13 protein-coding genes, 1 tRNA gene and 1 pseudogene are annotated in these 21,359 nt (G+C 51.8%); 8 read left to right on the top strand and 7 right to left on the bottom strand.

The annotated features are described in order from the left end of the window. Window positions 1–209: 209 nt before the first annotated feature. Entirely contained in the window at window positions 210–1,553 is a 1,344-nt protein-coding gene (gene bioB, locus MXE41_RS06830; RefSeq protein WP_247099961.1) for a biotin synthase BioB, read from the bottom strand. Between the two features lie 888 nt (window positions 1,554–2,441). Here bioB and MXE41_RS06825 point away from each other — a divergent pair. The 3 genes from MXE41_RS06825 (at window position 2,442) to MXE41_RS06815 (ending at window position 6,729) form a co-directional block, all read left to right on the top strand. Next, complete coding sequence (locus tag MXE41_RS06825; RefSeq protein ID WP_246977172.1) at window positions 2,442–3,839, top strand: 8-amino-7-oxononanoate synthase; 1,398 nt, start codon at window positions 2,442–2,444, stop codon at window positions 3,837–3,839. Window positions 3,840–4,059: 220 nt separating this feature from the next. Then, a complete protein-coding gene (locus MXE41_RS06820) occupies window positions 4,060–5,196 on the top strand; it encodes a pimeloyl-ACP methyl esterase BioG family protein (protein WP_247099960.1) in 1,137 nt (378 codons plus the stop codon). Window positions 5,197–5,556: 360 nt separating this feature from the next. After that, window positions 5,557–6,729, top strand: coding sequence for a methyltransferase (locus MXE41_RS06815; RefSeq protein ID WP_247099959.1), 1,173 nt, complete (start codon window positions 5,557–5,559; stop codon window positions 6,727–6,729). 1,466 nt (window positions 6,730–8,195) lie between these two features. Here the strand turns inward: MXE41_RS06815 and ilvN are convergent. From ilvN to MXE41_RS06795, 4 genes are all read right to left on the bottom strand, one after another. After that, complete coding sequence (ilvN, locus tag MXE41_RS06810; protein ID WP_246977175.1) at window positions 8,196–8,726, bottom strand: acetolactate synthase small subunit; 531 nt, start codon at window positions 8,724–8,726, stop codon at window positions 8,196–8,198. Window positions 8,727–9,154: 428 nt separating this feature from the next. Continuing rightward, on the bottom strand, window positions 9,155–10,897 hold the full coding sequence (gene ilvB / locus MXE41_RS06805) for a biosynthetic-type acetolactate synthase large subunit (RefSeq protein ID WP_246977176.1): 1,743 nt from the start codon (window positions 10,895–10,897) through the stop codon (window positions 9,155–9,157). Between the two features lie 1,298 nt (window positions 10,898–12,195). Next, the gene (gene ilvC, locus MXE41_RS06800; RefSeq protein WP_246977177.1) at window positions 12,196–13,674 is read right to left on the bottom strand and encodes a ketol-acid reductoisomerase; all 1,479 of its coding nucleotides are present in this window, start codon (window positions 13,672–13,674) and stop codon (window positions 12,196–12,198) included. A 629-nt stretch (window positions 13,675–14,303) separates the two neighbouring features. Further along, a complete protein-coding gene (locus MXE41_RS06795; protein WP_246977178.1) occupies window positions 14,304–14,627 on the bottom strand; it encodes a hypothetical protein in 324 nt (107 codons plus the stop codon). Between the two features lie 1,028 nt (window positions 14,628–15,655). Between MXE41_RS06795 and MXE41_RS06790 the strand changes: the two genes are divergently transcribed. The 3 genes from MXE41_RS06790 (at window position 15,656) to MXE41_RS06780 (ending at window position 17,945) form a co-directional block, all read left to right on the top strand. Next, window positions 15,656–16,024, top strand: coding sequence for a DMT family protein (locus tag MXE41_RS06790; RefSeq protein ID WP_247099958.1), 369 nt, complete (start codon window positions 15,656–15,658; stop codon window positions 16,022–16,024). Window positions 16,025–16,742: 718 nt separating this feature from the next. Next, window positions 16,743–17,699 (top strand): dethiobiotin synthase, encoded by a 957-nt coding sequence (locus MXE41_RS06785; RefSeq protein WP_246977180.1) that lies wholly within the window; start codon window positions 16,743–16,745, stop codon window positions 17,697–17,699. A 169-nt stretch (window positions 17,700–17,868) separates the two neighbouring features. After that, window positions 17,869–17,945 (top strand) — tRNA-Pro (locus MXE41_RS06780). A gap of 433 nt (window positions 17,946–18,378) precedes the next feature. Here MXE41_RS06780 and MXE41_RS06775 read toward each other — a convergent pair. Both MXE41_RS06775 and MXE41_RS13220 read right to left on the bottom strand, forming a co-directional pair. Next, entirely contained in the window at window positions 18,379–19,872 is a 1,494-nt protein-coding gene (locus MXE41_RS06775; RefSeq protein WP_246977181.1) for a hypothetical protein, read from the bottom strand. 396 nt (window positions 19,873–20,268) lie between these two features. Next, window positions 20,269–20,373 (bottom strand): annotated as a pseudogene (locus MXE41_RS13220) (flagellin); the annotation flags it as partial. A 151-nt stretch (window positions 20,374–20,524) separates the two neighbouring features. Here MXE41_RS13220 and MXE41_RS06765 point away from each other — a divergent pair. After that, window positions 20,525–20,782 carry a hypothetical protein gene (locus MXE41_RS06765; RefSeq protein WP_247099957.1) on the top strand — a complete coding sequence of 86 codons (258 nt, stop codon included), beginning with the start codon at window positions 20,525–20,527 and terminating at the stop codon, window positions 20,780–20,782. A gap of 50 nt (window positions 20,783–20,832) precedes the next feature. Next, window positions 20,833–21,306 carry a hypothetical protein gene (locus tag MXE41_RS06760; RefSeq protein WP_246977183.1) on the top strand — a complete coding sequence of 158 codons (474 nt, stop codon included), beginning with the start codon at window positions 20,833–20,835 and terminating at the stop codon, window positions 21,304–21,306. Window positions 21,307–21,359: the final 53 nt, after the last annotated feature.

Genomic DNA, 21,359 nt, shown 5'->3' with positions numbered 1-21,359 from the left:
CGGCCATAAGCTCAGGCCGGATCAGTATATTGGGCCATTATCTGCAAGGACCGCACAGCGGCCTGTGGGGCGGATCGCCTGCATGCCAGCATGCGGGCATGCAATGCCTGCAGAAGCGGACCGTCCGGGCGGGGCACGCCTCTGGACAGGTTCTGCAGGGCGACCTGTAATGACAGGCCGTCAGGACGGACGGGCCGGCCTGATGGCTGTCAGTGGGCTGAGTCCAGAGCGGCCTGAACGCCGGCAGCTGCGGTGGCCGGGATTTCCGGCAGATCGTAGTGGTGTCGGGCAAAGCGCTCGCGGTCTGAGTTGATATCAGAACCAAGGGTAGTGAGCAGATCGCCTACAATGGCGGCATTCATGCCACAGTAGATAGCCTTGTTGACCACCTCATCGCTCAGCAGGGCACGGCCGCCGGCAAAGCGCAGATGGGCATCAGGATTGATGAGGCGGAACATGCTGACAGCACGCAGCACTTCCTCATCGCTAAGAGGGGCTGAACCGTGCAGAGGAGTGCCCTCAATAGGGTGGAGCACATTTACCGGGATGGACTTGATACCCAGCTCGCGCAGGGCCAGAGCCAGCTCCAGACGGTCAAGGCTGTTTTCACCCATGCCAATAATACCACCTGAGCACAGCTCCATGCCCACGAGTTCCGCTGCCTTTAAGGTATTGAGCTTGTCTTTGATGGTGTGGCGGGTTACCAGCCTGTCAAAATAGCTTGGGGCTGTTTCCAGATTGCAGTGGTAGCGCTCGATACCATGAGCCTTGAGCTCAGTGAGCATGTCCTCATCAAGCAGGCCCAAGGAGGCGCACAGCTTGATTGGAACATTGGCGCGCAGGTAGTCAGCTACCTCAAGGAGCTTTTCAAAGTCCTGGCGGTTAGGCTTTTTGCCAGAGGCTACCAGGGAGAACATCTCCACGCCTTTTTCATAGCAGGCTCTGGCCTCAATAAGGCACTGCTCCTTGCTCTTGACGTCATAGACCTCAGCTCCGGTCTTAAAGTGCATGGACTGAGCGCACCACTTGCAGTCCTGAGGGCAGCGGCCGGATTTGACATTGGTAATGGAACACAGGCTGACATGCTTTGAAGCTACGCTGGAGGTTACCTTGTGGCTAAGCTCCATCAGATCCTCAAGAGGCATCTGCTCCATACACCAGCGGGCCTCATTGGCTGTAATCTGACCGCCGCTCTTAAGGCGCTCGAGAATTTCACTGCTGATTTGCTCCACGCTCATGCCGACAAAAACAGGCTCGTCAGTAAAGAGATCGGCACTGCTTTGATGTACCTGGTAATCTGAGGCACGGCAGCCACAGCTGTGGGCATGTTCAGTGGCACCACAGCAGCCATGGGCTGAATGAGATGAGCTTCCTTCAGGGGCGCTGTCAGTGCAGCTGCAACTGCAACCTGAGCTGGTCTCCTGCTCCTTCTCATTTAAAACGGCAGAAGAGTCAGGGCAGCAAGAAGAAGCAGCTTTGCTGTCCCCTTTCTGATCATGGCACTGGCAGGCGTGTACCTGCTCCATGTCTTTGGTGTCAGTGTTGGAAACCATCCAATAACATCCTTTTTGACGTGAAATAAACGGAACCCACATATTAGCACAGGCGCAAAAGCACGCCCGACCCGCACGCGCCTCCTGCATTTCCTTATCATTTCCAGGCCCCGTCCCCACATATGTCCGCAGAATCACTTATCTGCCCCATAACACCACGTCCCGTGCATATTCCCGTGCCAGTGTGCACATTCCAGAGAGCAGGTGTAAGACAGCACATGCCAGACAGCACATACAAGGCGCATGTACTACAGACGCGCTGTCATTATCGTGCGCGCCAGCTCTCTGGCCTGTAATAAGGGCACCTGGCATATGGGAGCTGCCTGGCAAGCTGCATGTACTGAGCAATGAGCAGGTCAAAAGATGGCTAAATTTCCTGATTTTGTTGAGTGCCTGGTCTATAAACCATATAATTTATGCGCCTGAATTTCGGGCGATTGCCGGTAACAAAATGCCTCATACCGGCATGAGCATAATATGGCCTCCATATGGGCAGACTGCAGGCTCTGGTAAGGCCATGGACAGGACTTACCGCAGGATTCTAATGCTCCATTGAGCATAAGATCAGCCTGGTCAGGCATTGCCCGCAAGGGCGGGCTCATTCTGGACAATGCGGGGCACTGCCCGCAAGGGCGGGCTCAGCCTGGACAGTGCGTGGCACTGCCCGCAAGGGCGGGCTCATACTGGTCAGGCATTGCCCGGCAGGGCAAGGCCACCACTGGAGCATGCGTGGCAAGTCCAGGCAATGGATGGCCAGCAGGGCCATGCCGGGCAAAGGCGCACTGCAGAGGGCCTGGTATGCTGCTCTGTCATGTGGGCAGGGCATAAGGGGCAGGGTTAAATGACAGTCATGGTTCTTTTCAGATAAGGCAGGTGAATGCTGTGAGCATGCAATTTTACAAAAGACTGAGATCAGAGCTCAAAGCCCGTCAGGATGCGGGCAATCTGCGCGAACTGCCTCTTATCAATTTCCAGGATGACAATATCGTGGTTGACCACAGCCGCTATATTGATCTGTCGAGCAATGACTATCTGGGTATAGCCCGCGATACCAAATTTCTTTCATCTTTCATCAATACCATGATGGACAGCTCAGGTACTGGCAGCAATTACGCTACCCAGTTTATGCTGCGTACCCTGTGCTCGGGTGCCACCGGCTCACGCCTTCTTACCGGCAATCACCTGTCCTATGCCTATTTTGAAGATCTGGTAGCCTCGCTGTTCAACGGCTGTGTACCATCCCTTCAGGGGGAGCTCAGCGGTGAAAGTCAGTCAGTATGGGGCAGAGAACTTGCCAGTAATGAGATGCGTCACCGCAGCGGCTGTGAGACTGATGACTATCAGGCCCTGGCTGAGCGTGAGTGCGCCATGGGCTATGAAGCTCCCAAGGAAAAAGAGCGCACCTGTCTGTATATAGGTTCAGGCTTTGATGCCAATACCGGTATTATCTCCACTCTTTTTACCCGCAATGATCTGCTGCTGGTAGACCGTCTGGCCCATGCCTCCATTATTGATGGCATGCTTCAGAGCAAGGCCCGCAGCATGCGCTTTGCCCACAATGACATGAAGCATCTTGAGATACTGCTTGAGAAGTATCACGACAAGTATGAAAACATAGTCATTGTTACCGAGTCCGTATTCAGCATGGATGGCGACCGTGCCCGTCTCAGAGAGATTGTGGCTCTCAAGGAGCGCTATGACAATGTGCTGGTCTATGTCGACGAGGCCCACAGTTTTGGTCTTTATGGCGATGACGGCCTTGGTCTGTGCAAGGAGCTCAACCTGGTGGACAAGGTAGACTTCATCATGGGCACTCTGAGCAAGGCCATAGGCTCCTTTGGAGCTTTTGTGCTGTGCTCCCGTGAGGTTAAGGACTATCTGGTCAATTTCATGAGGCCTCTTATCTATGCCACAGCGCTGCCGCCTTTTAATGTGACCTTCTCCCTTTATGTGGTAGGTCTGCTTGCCAGTGACGCCCTGCGCTACAAGCGCAATTACCTCAGGGAAATAACCCAGTATCTGCACAATAACCTCAAAGAGCTGGGACTGGCACCATCAGAAAGCCAGATTCAGCCTCTTATTACCGGTGACAGCCAGAAGGCTATTGAGGCCAGTGACATATTCAAGCGCTATGGCCTGCTGGCCATGCCAATACGTCATCCTACCGTACCGGCAAGTCAGGCCCGCCTGCGTCTTACCCTCAACTGTAATATCCGCATAGACGATATCGACCGCATCACCAAAGTCATCAGCCATCACCGACACTATTTTGTTGACAGCAATTAGCTCTCAGATGCACGGTGCGGGATCCACCCAAAGGCCGATCCCATCCCGTATTCCACAACAACCCGTATCTCACAATATCCATTAGCATTCCGGACGCTTTGCGATGTAAACCGCCTGTCCGTAAGGGCTTTGCCAGTACGGTTTAAATGCCGGGGCATGCTGCAGCTTCCGTAAGTCGCGTTCAGTCGCCTTTCTTTTCCATTCTTTGCAAGGGTCAGTCATGGACATTTATCAGATCAGCCTCAGTGATAACAGCTGCCGTCTGCTCAGCTCTCAGCAGTCAGCTCAGATATCAGGCAGCCGTGCCCGCATGTTCTTTGCCGGCTTTGCTCAGGATGGCAAGACTTTAAGTGAGATTATGTGTGCTCATAAGGATGCTGCTGAGCCAGTGGCGGTTAAAAAGGTCTACGGTCAGGTGGCCCGTGTCCGGGCAACTGCCGCCAGCGCAACAGCTGCCGGCGCAGCAGCGGCCGGAGCTGCAGCTGGCGCAGCAGCGGCCGGAGCTGCATCCGGTGCCGTCAGTAACGGCGGCAAGGGAGCGGGCGGCGTACTGGACCTGTATATTATCTGCAACTACTCTCAGGGACTGGATGGCGATGCTGTTGCTCAGGGCGAAAGCTTTGATGTGACTGACATGGACTGCCGTGCTCTTGAGGCGCTGTGTGCTTCCTACCAGGAAATTGAGATTGTTGCCTGGAGTTTTGGAGTGCGTATTGTGCGGGCGCTGGCTGAGCACCTTGAGGTGCTGCGCAGCCGTATTGTCCATGCAGTTGCAGTCAATGGTACTGTGCTCAGTGTTGATATGAACTTTGGTATCGACCCGCCAGTTTATGATGCTACTCTGGATCGCTTCTCTGCCCTGATGCATAAGCACTTTGTCAAAAACATGTGCACCTACGCCAAAGCAGCTGAAATTGGTGTTGAGCAGGTTGAGGATGTAGACGATTCAGCAATTTACCGTGTTTCAGCCCAGTGCCGGGCTCTTGCCGATGCTGTCCGCAGCACCCGCAGCGTGGATGAATATCGCTGTGAGCTCAGGTTCATGCCTTTTGTAAAGCTTGACGATGCTCCTGATACCTGCCCTGTAAGTGATGACTTTTCCTCACTTGAGGCGGCGGCATTTTACTTTGATGAGGCATGGGTATCTCTTGGCGATGTCATCATCCCTCCTGCAGCCCAGTACCATTACTGGCACAGCTATGGCCTGATGCGCCTTGGAGGTCAGGCCCGTCAAGAGAGCGCACAGTCAAAGGCGGCCGGCTTTACCTTGAAGCTGGTCCACGCTGCCCATCTTTGCCCGGAGCTCTTTGGCTTTATCATGGCAGCTCCAGAGCGCCAGCGTCCAGCTGCGGTGTAGCATCAGCACTTTCAGAGCGCCAGCGCCCAGCTGTGCTGCAGCATCAGCACTTTCAGAGAGCCAGCGTCCAGCTGTGCTGCAGCATCAGCACTTTCAGAGCGCCAGCGTCCAGCTGTGCTGCAGGCTGTAGCATCAGCACATCAAGGCACTGCCTGATGATAAGACACTGTTCCATATGCCGCAGTGCCCCTTGCCCCGTGCCCGTTACTTTTTTGCCCTGAATGCTGCGAATTACCTGTGTATTGCTGCGGGCAACCAGCTGTTTATCCTTATGCTTTTCGATTCTGCCGACCTGCGCTGCAGGGCAGATTATCCTGTCCTGATCTCCGGCCTGTAAGAGCAGAATTTGTTTTTGGCCATATGAACATTGACCTTAACTTTCTGCAGCGTTCCTTTTCCCGTGCAGCACCAACCTATGAGCAGCATGCCCACATGCAAAATGCCATGGGTGCCCGCCTGTGCACACTGCTCAAATCCTTTTTGAGCAGCAGATCCCGGCTGATACCAGCACTGACAGCTACCGGCTGCCAGGGCAGCCCGGCCACATGCAATGGTTACAGTCATGGCAGTTCTGACGCAGCGGCCCATGCAGCCGCAGCTGACTCAGCTTACTCAGCCGCCGCAGCTGGCGCCGCCGCTGCCGCCTGCTCAGCTGCTGCATGCGGCGAGGCTGGAGATAAGCATGACATGATGCCAATGGGGCATGCCGGAATGCGCGTGCTGGAGATTGGCTGTGGCCCGGGCAATTTCACAGCTCAGCTGCTCAATAATCTGCCTGTTTCCCAGCTGTGTCTTAATGACCTCAGCATGGCCATGATTGAGCATAATCTGCAGGCCATTGCCGGACGTCAGGCAGCCTCAGAGGCACAGCTGAGCAAGGAAAGCCTCAACTACCCTGTGCAGGCACATCCTGAGCTTAGCTATGTGTGCGGTAATGCCATGGAACTGAGCGCTGCTGACAGTGACGTTCTGGAGCAGCCTTTTGACCTTATCGTCAGCAATGCCGCTTTCCAGTGGTTCAGCTCACTGCCTGATGCCCTGCAGCATTGCTCAGTACTTGCTAAGGGCAGCTCCAGCCAGCCGGGCAGCAGCTCCAGCCAGTCTGGCATGGGTTGCCGCCAGTCGGGCTTCAGTTCAAGCCAGTCTGGCATGAGTTGCTGCCAGTCAAGCCGCAGCCAGGGGGCTACCGTTCTGGCATTCTCCTCATTTTATGAGGGCAACTTTGCCCAGATTCGTGATATGGCGGGCCTGAGCCTTGATTATCTCACTTGCCAGCAGATAGAACAGGCTGTGGCACAGGTGGCTCTGCCGGGCGAATATGAAATTGTCTTTGATGTGCAGCATCAGTATTTCCCTGGTGCCCTGGAGCTCTTCCGTTCTCTGCGGGACACGGGAGTAACAGCACTGAGCTCCACTCCTCTGAGTGCCGGACGGTTCCGCCAGCTGCTGGCGCGCTATGAGCAGCTCTATGCCAGTCAAAAGGGCGTCTGCCTTACCTGGCACCCTTACTATGTAATTGCCATTCTGCGCTGATTCATCCCCAAAGCAGCAGGCCTCATGTTACTTTGATCACGTCCATCCAGCAATTCGCTATACAGTCATTCATTCATTCATTCATTCATTCATCTGCCTGGCTTTCACCTGATGGCCATCCCTGGTCATTTGTAACGCCACTTGCTCATTAATTCCAGGCAATGCCTTGAAGTAAATCCTTTTAGCTGGCTCGTTCGCCATGTCAGTGCCATGTCAGTGCCAGGTAATGCCGGGACAAATTAATACAGCCATCAGCGAAGTCTGTTCCATTACAACAGCTGGTCCCTGGCTTTCAAAGCGTAACCATCCCTTTCACCTTACCCGTACGATGCACATTGCAGTGCCTCTTCAGTCACTCCCATGCATACAGTACCTCTCAAGTCTGTAAACTGATGTCATAAATGAGTATAGCTGGCCAGTTCCGTTAGTAGCTCTTTACATAACATTATGTAATGAATATTCGTCAGGATGTAATGCATTGCAGGGTATGGTATTTCCAGGAGCGACGGACAGGGCTCATGATGATAACTCTTATAGCAATAAGCGCTGGCACGAGCTCTTAACCAGTAGCTTCATGCCATGGTGGTGCAACAGTACATGCGGCCATCAGCTGCAGTATTAAGTTCATGAAGATATGTGGGTTATCACCTGACATAACAAATTATTCTTTACAAAACATATTATATTTATGAAATTGGGCGCATAATGGCCATGAGTTAAATGCATGATATGCATTACAACAGGGATATAAGTCACATGCAGGCAAGAGAGTACATGCGGAGCATATAGACTTAATGCATGGATGTTGGGAACATATCTCCTGAGCATAGTCAGCAGCTGCAATCCTGCTAATTGTGAGGCAGGCAACCAGTGAGGCGCGGTTGATATGTTGGGTAAGTGAGACACAACGCAACAGTGGAGCTCTTCATTGATGATTAACAGGCCTGAGGCATGTTCAGGCATGAAGCATGAGTGAGATGGCAGTCAGTATGTATGTAAGGAAGGGCGTAAGTTAGCAAGGAAAGGGCGTGGGTATGGGCGTGATCAGGGACGTAAGTGAGTACAGCCGGATGCACTCAGGGAGGGGATTAAGTCAGTATGTCGGGCGGTCACGCTGCTGCAAAGACGGATCAGCATTACGGGGAGAAATACTGTGAGCAGAAGCTTTGCAATATATTTAGAAGAGTGTCATTGCTGAAATCTGATTACCGGCGGCCTGGTAAGGGGATTTTCAGAGCGGTTTGGGGATCATGTTGGCCTGCAAAATAAAAATACCACTGGAGGTGAGTCCAGTGGTATTTGGCAGGGCATGGGCCCTGATTTAATTTTAGTCAGGTACAAATCTTTTTGGGACCCTCAGCGCGCCGGTAGAGTGCAGTACATGCCATGCATGCCGTGCACAGCCGGTGCCATGCGCCTGCTGTGCACGCGGGCGCCGCTGCCAGGCGGCTGCAGCGGAGCCGGAGTTAGTCGTCGTTGCCAGCGCTGCGGCGGTTGCCAAGGGCCTTGGAGCCACGGCTTATGGCTACGAGGCCGGAGCTTACCATCTCCAGAATTTCAGTCTGGTCCTGCAGGGCCTTGAGCAGGCGACGGGTCTTGGGGTGGCCGGCACTGAGGCATACAGTATAGGACTCACTTGAGACGTCAACAATGCGGGCATCAAAGATGTCGGCGGTGCGCTTGATGTTGTCGCGCATGGCATTGGTATTGGCCTTGACCTTGACGAACACCAGCTCGAGCACCATGTTCTCTTCGCTCTTGCCGTCGACCAGGGCTGATACTGTGTGCACATTTACCAGCTTGTGAATCTGCTTTTTAATCTGCTCAATGTCGATATCATCACCAATGGTGGAAATGGTGATGCGGGACATGCGCGGATTTTCTGTCGGAGCGGCAGAAATAGTTTCGATATTGTAGCCACGCTGAGAAAACAGACCTACCACACGGGACAAGGCACCAGTCTCATTTTCCAGCAGTATAGAGATCAAATGACGCATAGAATTATCCTTGCTTTGCCATTCCATACCTGAGGCTTTCACTTAAGCATTTTGTTGCACTTTCCTGTGACAGTCAGTGCCTGTCGCAGTTAACGGCTCTGTCAGTGCTGCACCCTGGCGGCTTGCTGCACACGGCTGCAAGGCAGCATGCATAAGGCAATGTGCAGAAGGCAGCCGGTCATGAGTGCAGCTGCGTTGATGCTGCCGTGCACTCTGCCCTTGTAGCTCATGGCCTGCAGCCTGGTAATGGGCACTGGCTGTGAGCTGTAATGCCAGCCGCTTGCCACTGGCCTGCGGGGCAGGTGCGGCATCATGCTCTGCATTTGCAGCGGCAGCTGCGCAGCAGGCGGGCTGGCCTGGGGGCCGGGGCGGCCAGGAGGCGCATTAATTATGTTCAGTGAGTGCGCTGTGGTATGGAGGTGGTCTGGTTATTTGGCGGCTGAATCTTCGTTGTTAGGCAGTACCATTTCGTCCATGGCACCGGCAGTCTTCTGCATTGGCAGAACGTTGGCCGTTGTCTGACACATGATATCTACCACTACCAGTCTGTCCTTGATGGACAGGGCCTTTTCAATGGCAGGCTCAAGCTCTTCAGGCTTGCCTACTAAAATGCCGGTATGGCCATAGGCCTCGGCAACTTTGACAAAGTCAGGATTGAAGTTGAGGTTGGTCTGGGTAATGCGCTCCTGGTAGAACATGGTCTGCCACTGACGAACCATGCCCAGGGTATGGTTGTCGACAATGAAGATCTTTACCGGAACATTGTACTCAAGACAGGTGGACAGCTCCTGAATATTCATCTGGAATGAGCCGTCACCGGTAATGAGAATTACCTCAGCCTCAGGACGGGCAATCTTGGCGCCTACTGCAGCCGGGAAGCCGTAACCCATGGTGCCCAGACCACCTGAAGTCAGGAAGGTACGTGGACGCTCAAAGTCATAGTACAGGGCTGTGAACATCTGGTGCTGACCTACGTCAGTGGCGATGATGACATCCTTGTCTCTGGTGGCGCGGGAAATAGCCTCAATAACCTGAGCAGGGTGACAGATATCAGGCTGGGCAGAGTACTGCAGGCAGTTTAACTGACGCAGGCTGTTGATGGTATCCCACCATGGCTTGAGGCGCTCGTTATCCTCAGCAGTTACGCCGATTTCATCAGCCATCTGCAGAATCTGATTGAGGATAGTGGATGCATCGCCCACGATAGGCAGATCTGCTTCAATAATCTTGGAGATGGCTGAAGGATCGATGTCGATGTGGATAATGCGGGCATCAGGGCAGAACTTCTTGACGTTGTTGGTGACGCGGTCATCAAAACGGGCACCGCAGCAGAAGATAAGATCGCTCTGTGCCATGGCATTGTTGGCAGCCCAGGTGCCATGCATGCCTACCATGCCCAGGAAGTGCCGGGATGACTTTGGAATGGCACCCAGACCCATGAGGGTACAGGCTACCGGCAGATCAAAGCGTTCTGCTACCTTCATGAGGTTATCGGTGGCATTGCCTACAATAGCGCCGCCGCCTGCCAGAATTACTGGACGCATGGCACGGCTTAACTGTTTGACGGCACGGCGAATCTGTCCCTTGTGACCACGGGTGGTAGGGTTATAGGTGACCATCTTGAGAGCATCTTCGCTCAGTGGAGGGAATACCGAGCCGTTGGAGGCAAAGCCTACGCAGTTTTTAGGAATATCTACTACTACAGGTCCTGGCTTGCCTGTGGAGGCAATATAGGCGGCCTGACGTACATACTTTGGAATGTCCTGAGGAGTTTTGCACAGGAAAGAGTGCTTGACTATAGGACGGGTAATACCGATGGTGTCCACTTCCTGGAAGGCGTCAGTACCAATAAGGTTTGTAGCCACCTGACCGGTAATCACCACCATTGGAACGGAGTCAGCATAGGCTGTGGCAATGGCAGTTACGGCATTGGTAGCGCCAGGACCTGAGGTCACAAGGCAAAAGCCGGTCTTGCCGGTTGCACGGGCATAGCCGTCAGCCATGTGGCAGGCACCCTGTTCGTGGCGGGCCAGCACATGCTTAATCTTTTCTGAGTGATGCAGTGCGTCGTAAATATCAATAACGGCGCCACCAGGGTAACCAAAGAGGTATTCGACACCTAAGTCTTCCAAAGTGCGCACTAATTGCTGTGCGCCCGACATTTTAGCCATGAGTGGAACTCCTGAAGTACCTCATGTGAAGTTGCTGTCCTGAAGAGCAGACCTGAAGCCCCGCAATAACAGGCCGACAATCATGAACCTGTACAGCACGTCACTGCCATCTCAGCAGGATGCATAAGCATCCAGACCGCAGCATAAGCATCAGGACTGCAGCATAAGCATCAGGACTGCAGCATAAGCATCCAGCCGACTGCATTTGCATCTGTCCTGGCATGCATGTCAGGCATGTATGCCTGGCACTTATGCAGGGCGGCAGTGCCGCTGCTCAGGGCGGCAGGCCATGGCGCTGACCTTGTGTGCCGTGGCCGGGCTCTGTGTATTTCACAGTGCAGCTGAGCAGTGCCTGCTGCAGTACAGTTGCAGGTCAGAGCAGATCTGACCTTGCCGGGATCATGCGGACAAAAGTCTGAGCATCAGGTAAATGGGGTAAGGGGACAGTACGGTCAGTCCCTATGATTATCAACAGTGCCGTAAGAATATATGCGCTGCCATCCACAATGGTTACAGGAAAGACAGGGCAAGGCAGTCTTATAAACACGCCAGGTGGGCTGTTATTCTGGCCTTATGGTCTAAGGCCTTAAAGACTGATACGGCTGATGGCTTTAACGTAACTGTCAGAGCTTACCGTCCTTAACAGCTAAGGACGCTCAGTTTCATTTGCGTGTCAGGGCGTGATTACTGCAGCCAGTCAGGCATGCGTTCAGACAGTTTTGCTGATGCTGCCGACAGGGGTACGGAGCCGATGCTCGCTACAGTGGGCTCAGCTGGGGCATTTTATGGACCGCCGGGGCTGGATTGGCTGCCGGGGCCGGATATCTCGCCGGGGCCGGATATCTCGCCGGGACCGGATAGCCCGCCGGGGCCGGATGGACTGCCGGGGGTGGCGGGGAGCCTGTGCGGCGCTGCGGAGGATGCGGCCTGTGGGCCTGCAGCGACACGATGCCCTGGTACGCAACAGTGTTAAAGCCTGGCTGCTGATAGGGCAGAAGGACAATAACCGGTTAAATCACATGATGGATGGAAATTGGCAATAGCGCAGGACGCTGCCTGATGGCCAGTAAGATCCTGACGTGCACCCCGGGCTGAGACTGATATGCTGCAGCCATATTGTTAAAGACATGTTCAGGACCTGGTTGGTCTGAAGCATAAGTACAGGGATAACGGGGTAAGCAGTCTTGTGACTGGTTGAAGGTGAGAGCGGCCTGATCATGACAAAAAAGCCCGATTTCTCGGGCTTTCTGGGGGGCCGCCTTTACAGGCGGCGGGCATTTGAGCCGGATATGTGGTGATTAGTCACCTACCGAGATTTCCTTCATATCGCTCATATAGCCTCTCAGGGTACGGCCCACCACCTCAATTGGGTGGTTGTAAATAGACTCGTTGACCTTTATAAGAGCCAGGTTGTCCACGCCGTTGTCGCCGGACAGGCCCTTACCCATAACATCAAGATCAAAGCTGTTGACGTAGTCGCGCAGGAGCGGAATGGCTGCATTGGCAAAGAGGTAGTTGCCGTACTCAGCGGTATCGGAGATAACTACGTTCATCTCGTATAAGCGACGACGTGCGATGGTGTTGGCAATTAAAGGCAGCTCATGCAGAGACTCATAGTAGGCAGACTCGGCGTAAATACCGCTTCTGGTCATGGTCTCAAAGGCAAGCTCAACGCCGGCCTTGACGAAAGCTACCATTAAAATACCCTTGTCGAAGTATTCCTGCTCGGAAATGGCAGTCTGGCACTCAGGTGCAGTCTCGAAGCCTGATTTGGCGTAGTTTTCACGCCAGGTGAGCAGATTGACATCATCATTGGCCCAGTCTTCCATCATGATACGGGAGAACTCGCCTGACTCGATGTCGTCCATATGCTTGTTGTAAAGATCAGTCATTCTGACCTTTAACTCTTCTGCAATAGCAGTGGCGCGCAGTTTGGCAGGGTTGGAAAGACGGTTCATCATATTGGTGATACCGCCCTGCTTGAGAGCTTCACAGATAGTTTCCCAGCCAAACTGGATGAGCTTGCAGGCATAGGCTGCATCAACACCCTTGGCGGTCATCATATCGAAAGTCAGAATGGAGGCAGCCTGTAAAACGCCGCATAAGATGGTCTGCTCGCCCATGAGGTCGGACTTTACTTCAGCCACAAAGGAAGAGCGCAGACATCCGGCGCGATCGCCACCGGTGCCGCTGGCCCATGCCTTGGCAATATCCCAGCCCTTGCCCTCAGGGTCATTTTCAGGGTGAACAGCTAACAGGGTAGGTACACCGAAGCCACGCTGATACTCGGCACGAACCTCAGTGCCTGGGCACTTTGGTGCGATCATGACTACGGTGATGTCCTTACGGATCTGCTGACCGACTTCAACGATGTTCAGGCCATGGGAGTAACCAAGGGCTGAACCCTGCTTCATTAAAGGCATAACAGCCTCAACAACCTTTGAGTGCTGCTTGTCAGGAGTAAGGTTAATAACGAGATCTGCAGAAGGGATTAATTCTTCATAGGTACCGACTTTGAAGCCATTTTCGGTGGCACGGACGAAAGACTGGCGCTTTTGCTCGATGGCTTCGGCACGAAGAGCATAGGACACGTCAAGACCTGAATCGCGCAGGTTAAGGCCCTGGTTGAGGCCCTGGGCACCACAGCCCACGATGACAATTTTCTTGCCCTTGAGGTAGTTGCAGCCATCAGAAAATTCGGAGCGATCCATAAACTGGCAACAGCCTAACTGAGCCAGCTGCTCGCGTAAATTCAGAGTATTAAAGTAATTCGCCATTTCAATTGTACCTTGATGAAAATAGAGGCTTATTGATTGTTCTTACTCACTGGAGGGATGAAATTTACTTGAGCCCGTGGCACTGTTCCTGAGGCTTGTCCGAGTCTGGCAGGAAAGGGAAAAAATATGAGGTACAGCCGGATAATCATTCGTAACTGAACAGGGCGCGTCGTTTTGATATGCGACATTAAGCGTTTTGATATGCGCTCCGACCTGGCAGCAGTGTGACCGTCTTTTTGAGATAAGAGGCACACAAACAGCTGTCCTTTTCTTTTTTCCTCAAAACATGCTTTCCTGGAGGCCTGAAGTCAGGGTAGAAATTGGTAACCCTGAAGTGCCGGTACTGAAGACTTTACCAAGGTATGTAGTGTCCTTTCTGAAAAATCTCCGGTAAGAGATTTCCCAGCAGTTCAGTACTTGAGCCCGTGTTCTGAGTAAAAACCGCTGAAACATCCGGTCTGATGCCGGAAATTGCTGTGTTTCAGCAAGCCTGCTCCTTACGGTCTGATCAGCGTCTTCTGATCGATAGAACTCAAAATCAGAAGTTGGGTCATGGCAGAGCATTTGTGCCGGTCCGTAATAACTCCTCATGCTTTACATACTGTCCCTGAATATCGACAAAAGGGGAATCAGTAACTGGTCTCTGGAGTACTGCGGTGGCTGTCAGCCTGGCTGTCATGTCTGTAGGCGCTGCCCGCTGGAGCTTTATTGTTGTATTGGATTAATCTTAACTGAACACTTTCATCACTATGTTCAATGCACAATAAGTTACCGTGACTAAGGGCCCGTTGTGCAAAAACGGTGCGCATTTTACCCAGTTTTGCCTGCAAGGTGTGCACAGGCACAAAAATCACCAGCTCAAGGCATGCACATTCAGCTAAAAGCAGCTGACAAACGTCATGTTTTGGCTCTCCATTCTCTGCAATAGAAATAACAGAAATGGCACGCTGCATTTCACCTCAGCCATTTCTCCTCCAGTCAGGTGCAAAGGCCATTTATCCTGGATCCCAGTATTCCCGGAACAGGCACGCAAACATTCAGAGCCTCCCGGGCACCACAAAGTCCCCAGATTAGAGGTCATACTCCATCCCATGCATACCCCGGTACGAGTTACTTGCCCGTCAGAAATCAGCTCAGCAAGGGGACAACTAATGGGAAGCCACCAGGACATGGTGCTGCAGTAATGATTGCCATGGCAGGCACGCACCCAGGCACGTATGAGAAGGGCACATCAGATAACATAAGCTGACATGGCAGGGCATGTGACAGGGCTTGTAGAGGCAACAGAGGGGCGACAGGTCCAGGCAGGGATTGTGTCAGAGCCTGTAAAGGCAACATACGTGTGACAGGGCCTGTACTGGCAACACAGAGCGGCAGGTAGCGGTACCAGCCAGGATGATGCCATGCGAGCCGGCGTTAATCTCTATTGGTGTATGCAAACGGTATGGGCATAAAGCTCTGGAAAAGAGCATAACTGGAGTGACAGACGGCATACCGGATGAAGCGTAAGCACTGGCAGGTATAGAGTCAGGAATAGAGTACGGCAGGTAACCGGTCTGAGTGTTGGTAAGGGCTGCTTTTACAGGGAGATTAGCAGCAGTGTTAGGTATATATCGACAGATGTCATACAGGTTGACTCAAACAGGACAAAACCGGCGTAAACAGGGCAATGCAGGTGCAATGTGAGCTCTGATGCGTCCTGGAGAGAACAGCTGTTGAACAGGGGGTGAAAACGGTGTCTGAAACGCTTGATAACGTCATGTTAAATAGATAATATTGTGAGCCCCCAAAATAAACCTCAAAATTTTGTGCAGTGCCCTTAAATATGGGAAATGCGGCCATACTGGCCATGCCTGTTAATCTTTTCCTGCAAACGTTTTCGAGGCCGGTCTGAACCGGCGTAATTGAGTGTTGTTCTTCGGGCACCAGCTGTCCTCTCAGCCTGTTATTACATCAACTATTTTTCAGGAATGTTTTCCCTATGCAAGGCTTATATACAGTTCTTCTGCTTGTTGTTTCCAATGTCTTTATGACTCTGGCCTGGTATGGCCATCTGAAACTCTCTCAGACCGAGCTGGCCAAGGACTGGCCCTTACTGGCTATTATTCTGATTTCATGGTGCGTAGCATTCTTTGAGTACATATTCCTGATCCCGGCCAACCGCCTGGGCATCATAGACAATGGTGGTCCTTTCAACATTATTCAGCTGCGTGTTATTCAGGAAGTAGTATCACTCATTGTGTTCTCATTGATTGTTACCTTCTTGTTCAAGACCGCCACTTTCCAGTGGAACCACATCGCAGCCTTTATCTGTCTGGTGGCAGCCGTCTACTTCGTCTTCATGAAGTAAACCGGCGCTCCTGTGTTTACCTGGCATGTGAGCTGAGGGAGCCGGGATAATCCTGCAGAGATTTCCAGAGCGTAAAACATAGCAGTAATAACAACAGGGCCTGTTATCCTTTCGGATGCAGGCCCTGTTGCTTATCAGCCAGAGTGTCCCAGTCAGGCAAAGCCTGCATGACGCTGCCGCCATGCCTCTGTGGCACTACAGCTGCCGCTATGCCTCTGCGGCACTTCAGCTGCCGTGATGTGGATGGCACCGTGCCGTTGCCACGATGCCTGTGCTGAGCAGGTTTGAAAGGCAATTGAGCCAATTATGCAGTGAGGTGTCAGTGGCTGCCATCAGGGTGTACCATAGTCCAGCCTGTAATGGCGTTCTACCAGATGCCTGACATGAATGCAGGTCTCCACTACTGAGGCTGACCGCAACAGTGCCGGGTGCCATGGGATTAGCGCCGTGCGGCATGACGTTCTTTACAGCATGCATAGCCTCACCTGGCTCGTTTGGCGCTACAGGTACTGCATAAGGCATGATGGATGACTGGCAGTAGAGGTGACTGGGCCTCCATAAGTAAGGTGAGATTACTGGTCCTCCATAAGTAAGGTGAGATTACCGGTCCTTCCTAAGGAATATGGCGGGACAGTCTGGAGCATGTGCGGTAGAACAGAATGCAGTTTACAGTTTACAGTTAAGAGACAGAGAAGTTATTACTGGTTAAGGAGCTCCAATGAGCAGCAGGATTAATGCAGATATCGTAAATCCACTGGCAGGACTTTCAGCACAGAGCGCTTCAGCTGGAATGTTTCGCCCGGTGTTTGTTACCGGAACTGGTACCGATGTGGGTAAAACCTATGTGACCGCCTTGCTGTGCCGCAAGCTAAGGCAGAGCATTGAGCTGGCCTGTAGCAGTGATATCAGAGCAGTAGGGTATTACAAGGCAGCTATAAGCGGTGCTGACAGTATTGAAAGCTCTGATGCCGGTATGGTCAACTCCTTTGCCGGGCTTGGTCAGGAGCCTGGTGCTCTTACATCCTACCTGTATGCTGAGGCCGTATCCCCTCACCTGGCTCAGCAGCATGAGGGCTCTGCTCCTATAGACATAAAGACAGTAGGTGCAGGCTATAAGGCTGTGCATGACCAGGTAATGCTGACCGTGCTGGAGGGCAGTGGAGGTATTTACTGTCCACTGAGCTGGTCTTATGAGCGTCGTCCTTATCTGAACAGCAGGGATGAAAGTGAGCTCGCCGCTGACACTCATGCTGTGCCTGACACAAAGACCTTCTCCCGCAGCAACCCTGAAAGCTCACCTGTGCTTTGCGACCTCAACGACCGGTGTTTTACCATCAGCGACTTTATGGCCTGGATTAACAGCACCGTACCTCTGAACATAGTCGTTGTAGCCGATGCCTCCCTGGGCTGCATTAATAACACTGTAATGACCTTGACCTCACTTAAGGCAGAGGGCTTTGATCTGGCAAATGTCAGCGTAATACTTAATAACTACGAACCGACCAGTGCCATGCATGTGGATAACTGCAGAATGATTGAGGCAATGACAGCAGTTCCTGTTGTGGCAACAGTAGAGCGCGGTGCGCAGGACATAGAACTTCACCCACACTGGTTGAGCCGTATTCTTACCAGGGTACAGGCAGTCCAGCGGACACAGCCTGGCAGCAGCTTATGAACCATCAGCTGAGGCATCAATCAGGTAAAACACAGAACTGTAAACAGGCGCTGTAAGCGCCTGTTGACTGCAGTTTTGTTCAGTAAGCGTCAGGATCCGGTGAAGTTTTTATAAAAAATCGAAATATTTTGTTGACAGCCTCAGTGACTGTGCTTATAATGAGCGCCGTCGGTGATTAGCGCAGTCCGGTAGCGCAACTGCTTTGGGAGCAGTGGGTCGTAGGTTCGAATCCTACATCACCGACCAGTTTCAAAGAGCACCATCAGGGTGCTTTTTTCGTTTCTGGGCCTCAAGAAAACCGGCCCCGCCTGAAAGACCAGCAAGTCTCATATCATCTCATCTCGTTTTACATCAACTCACACCTTTCAATATCATCCTTTCTCTGCTTGGCCCATACCAGGCGCATATTCTCATTCAGCTCCTGTCATCAAGAATTCAAGTCTAAACTCAAGCTGACCATAAAGTACACAAACAGATGCTGGCAGCAGTGCACTCCAAAAGATAAAGCCGGGGCAATCTGGCTGCCTTGCTGCCGGGATACATACTTTCTCGATGGGGGTAGTGTACCCTCCAAAAAGCGAAGAGCCATCCAAAAGGATGGCTCTTTGCGTTATATGCCAGGAATAAGGTCAGGCGCTCATATGCGTAGCACCGAACCAGGTTTCTGTTACCCTGGCACTTACTCAGGACGGTTACTCAGAATATTTGTGACAGTGTAACCGGCTGCCCTGGCGGTCTGGTAGATAAGCTCAATCTGCTGTGCATCAGGCTCGTTGATAACAGTAAGCTTACGGCCGTTACGGATCAGCTGGACTTCACGAATGATGGCAATGGCCTCGTCAAACTCAATGTTGAAGTTGCGCAGTACTGGATAGAGTATATGGCGCATCTGGTATCTGATAATCAGGGCCATGAAGAAAACAAAGGCGCGGGCGCTCAGAGGACTGTCATTGAAGTTGGTGCAGCATGATGGGCGGATGTAGGCCTCCATACGGCTTAAGTGACGGGCAATGAGGTTTGCCTGGTCAGTAGGGCCAATACCCTCTGCCTCATCTTCAATGGTCCATGGGGCACGGCAGTGGGCCATGGCACGGATATCCTCAATAAGACGACAGGTCTCTGTATTCTTAAGGCCATCATCTGCAGCCAGCTGCAGGCACTCTTCAACGGCTGAAATATCAGCAACATCATTTTCCGGACGATGCCAGAAAACAGGGCTGAAGTCCTTCTTGGAGTAGAGCACTACCATTCGCTGTGGACTGTTGTCCTTACTGACAGCATTAGGGTCGGTAACAATATCGCAGGCCTTGAAATAACGGGTACAGGACTGGTTATTGTCCTTGGAGCGTGGAGCATGAGTAATACAGGCAATGACATGATCGTCTTTGCGTGGCTCGAGCCATAACTTCAGGAACTTGCGGGTATCGTCTTCGCTTACAGCGGAGAACATGCCGCGAATATCATCTTCCATCAGATTTGAGTGAGCCAGCAGTCCTGTAATACGGCCGAAGTTATAAAGTTCTCCCATGCCGCCTGGTGCACCTGTTGCCATGAAAGAAGCGGTATCGAGCAGCTTTACTGCCATCTCCTCTTCAGCAGTCTCAAGCATCATATCAGTTAGTTTGCTGGTATTGCTTGCGGCATGAGCAAGGAACTTGTCACCACGGATAATATCCTCAGGCTGGATTTCAGGCAGAGCTGTCTTAAAGAAAATTCTTGGGAACGGAGGTTCAGCTACCGGGTTGTAGGCCAGCTCAATGAGAGCCGGGAAGTGGCTGAACATGCGTGGTACCTTAACAAGGCCCTCGTCCTTGCTGTTGATAATATATTCTTCAACTGGCTCAGGAAGAGGCAGTTTGTTGAGCAGGTAGTACTGCTCGTCAGGGTGAAATAACAGCTTGCCATTTTCATCTGTGCCACAGATACGGCCTACCAGAAAGCACTGATCATCATTGCTGTAAGAGGTACGGCAGCTGCAGCCTGAACCGCAGGCACAGCGATTCTCTTTACTGCCATCAGATTCATCACCACAGCAACCGCCGCTCTCTGATGAGCAGACAGTACTCTCTTCCCTGACAAAGTACAGGTAAGGCTCTCCTTCAGGACATAAGTCACGGGCGTGGTATTCACCGCCATTTTCAGGAACAGTCAGAGTAATGTGGTTGTAGATCATGGTTGAATTCCCTAAAACAGATTAAGGCTTAACCTTATCATTATACCGGCCGGTCCGAGTTCTATTAACTTCGATACCGTACCTGCGTCAAACTTTAGGAATAAATGGCCACAAAATCGAACAAAAAGCACTGTCTGGCCCCGTGTTTTGAGTTTTAATTCCATATTTTTAAATACCTGGACAGACCAGGATGTCTTACCAGAACCATACAAACCCAGACCGCGTCAGAATCACATTGCATTAAATGCCCTGTAGCGGCACCAGTCGTAAAAGCGAAAAAGCCCCCAGCTCTTGCAAACCGGAGGCTTTGATCAGATGGTACAGTCAATTACAGCAGCTGTGGATTTATGCTGGATGGATTAGCCTGACAGGTATATGCCCAGTTGTGGACGGGGGTTAGCCTGACAGGTATATGCCCAGTTGTGGACGGGGGTTAGCCTGCATCAGCATAGAGGTAGCAGACTGCTCAATGATAGACTGCCGGGACAGATTTGCTGACTCTTCGGCAAAGTCTTAATAATGAATCATAGCCCGGCCTTTAAGGATCGCCTTCTTGACATATATTTTTCCACGTGTACGGACGAGAATAGGCCGTACATGTGTCGATGGTATACTTAATACCTATGATAAGCGTGATAATGAGGCTTCAAGTATGTCTAAGAAAAACGATGATTGCAAAATAGTTTTAGTTGCTCAGGTTTGGCAGGGTGGCAAGATGGTTTCATCTGACGAAGTTTCTTCCTTTCCTGCATGTTCTGCCCGTGAGCCAGAGTCTATGGACGATATATTGGACGCCCTCGACAAGACGGAAACCATTGTAGCTGATGCCCGTGAAGCCATGGCCGCATACACGTTCAAAAAGCTTACCTCCGGTGCTGAAGGACCAAAAAAAAAGACCTCAAGAAAGTAACTTTGCAGTGTCTCGAAGGTGAGTTCCAAGTCTTTATTGGGACATCCATTGTGCCGAACTACAACCCAAATTTGACGCTCAGATCTGTCCGTTTTAAAAATGCCGTTCTAAGTGAGCTCACCGACACATCATTCAGGCATGTTCATAAGAACCTTATAAACTACGGTCGTTGCGTTTTAGGTGTTTCGACCCTGAAGGACCTGGTTGAAACAACAGCTCAAGTAATTCATGAGTCTTATACCCATCAAAGAGACGAGATTCTCTCAGGTAATGGCTTTTGCCCAACAACTGGACTTCCGCTTGATTCTGACCAATGGACAGAGCGTTGCCGTCAAGCTCCGGCAGTTATGGACAAAAGCGATCTTGCCGGGAAAATCAAAGAGTTTAACGATTTAAATGGTCGTGCGTATGACCCTGGCAGTCTTATCCGCACAATTCGATTTGCTGAAACCATTGAGTCTTCAAAGGACTCAATGGTTCAGATTGATGCTGACGAAGTAATTAAAACTTTCCCAGAGTTTTGAACTATAAAAAGCTCTCTAATTAATAGATCTATGCAAATATGTACATAATTCTT

The organism is Anaerobiospirillum sp. NML120449 (assembly GCF_023051105.1).
Lineage (GTDB): Bacteria > Pseudomonadota > Gammaproteobacteria > Enterobacterales > Succinivibrionaceae > Anaerobiospirillum.
This window is presented reverse-complemented; position numbering and strand designations above follow the sequence as displayed.

What these genes read in the sequence shown, in the direction of transcription:
- MXE41_RS06790 (WP_247099958.1), top strand. Translation starts at nt 15,656, where the DNA reads ATGCAAGGCTTATATACAGTTCTTCTGCTTGTTGTTTCCAATGTCTTT.
- MXE41_RS06815 (WP_247099959.1), top strand. Translation starts at nt 5,557, where the DNA reads ATGAACATTGACCTTAACTTTCTGCAGCGTTCCTTTTCCCGTGCAGCA.
- MXE41_RS06795 (WP_246977178.1), bottom strand. Translation starts at nt 14,627, where the DNA reads ATGCAGCGTGCCATTTCTGTTATTTCTATTGCAGAGAATGGAGAGCCA.
- MXE41_RS06825 (WP_246977172.1), top strand. Translation starts at nt 2,442, where the DNA reads ATGCAATTTTACAAAAGACTGAGATCAGAGCTCAAAGCCCGTCAGGAT.
- MXE41_RS06785 (WP_246977180.1), top strand. Translation starts at nt 16,743, where the DNA reads ATGAGCAGCAGGATTAATGCAGATATCGTAAATCCACTGGCAGGACTT.
- ilvN (WP_246977175.1), bottom strand. Translation starts at nt 8,726, where the DNA reads ATGCGTCATTTGATCTCTATACTGCTGGAAAATGAGACTGGTGCCTTG.
- MXE41_RS06765 (WP_247099957.1), top strand. Translation starts at nt 20,525, where the DNA reads ATGTCTAAGAAAAACGATGATTGCAAAATAGTTTTAGTTGCTCAGGTT.
- ilvC (WP_246977177.1), bottom strand. Translation starts at nt 13,674, where the DNA reads ATGGCGAATTACTTTAATACTCTGAATTTACGCGAGCAGCTGGCTCAG.
- MXE41_RS06820 (WP_247099960.1), top strand. Translation starts at nt 4,060, where the DNA reads ATGGACATTTATCAGATCAGCCTCAGTGATAACAGCTGCCGTCTGCTC.
- MXE41_RS06775 (WP_246977181.1), bottom strand. Translation starts at nt 19,872, where the DNA reads ATGATCTACAACCACATTACTCTGACTGTTCCTGAAAATGGCGGTGAA.
- bioB (WP_247099961.1), bottom strand. Translation starts at nt 1,553, where the DNA reads ATGGTTTCCAACACTGACACCAAAGACATGGAGCAGGTACACGCCTGC.
- ilvB (WP_246977176.1), bottom strand. Translation starts at nt 10,897, where the DNA reads ATGGCTAAAATGTCGGGCGCACAGCAATTAGTGCGCACTTTGGAAGAC.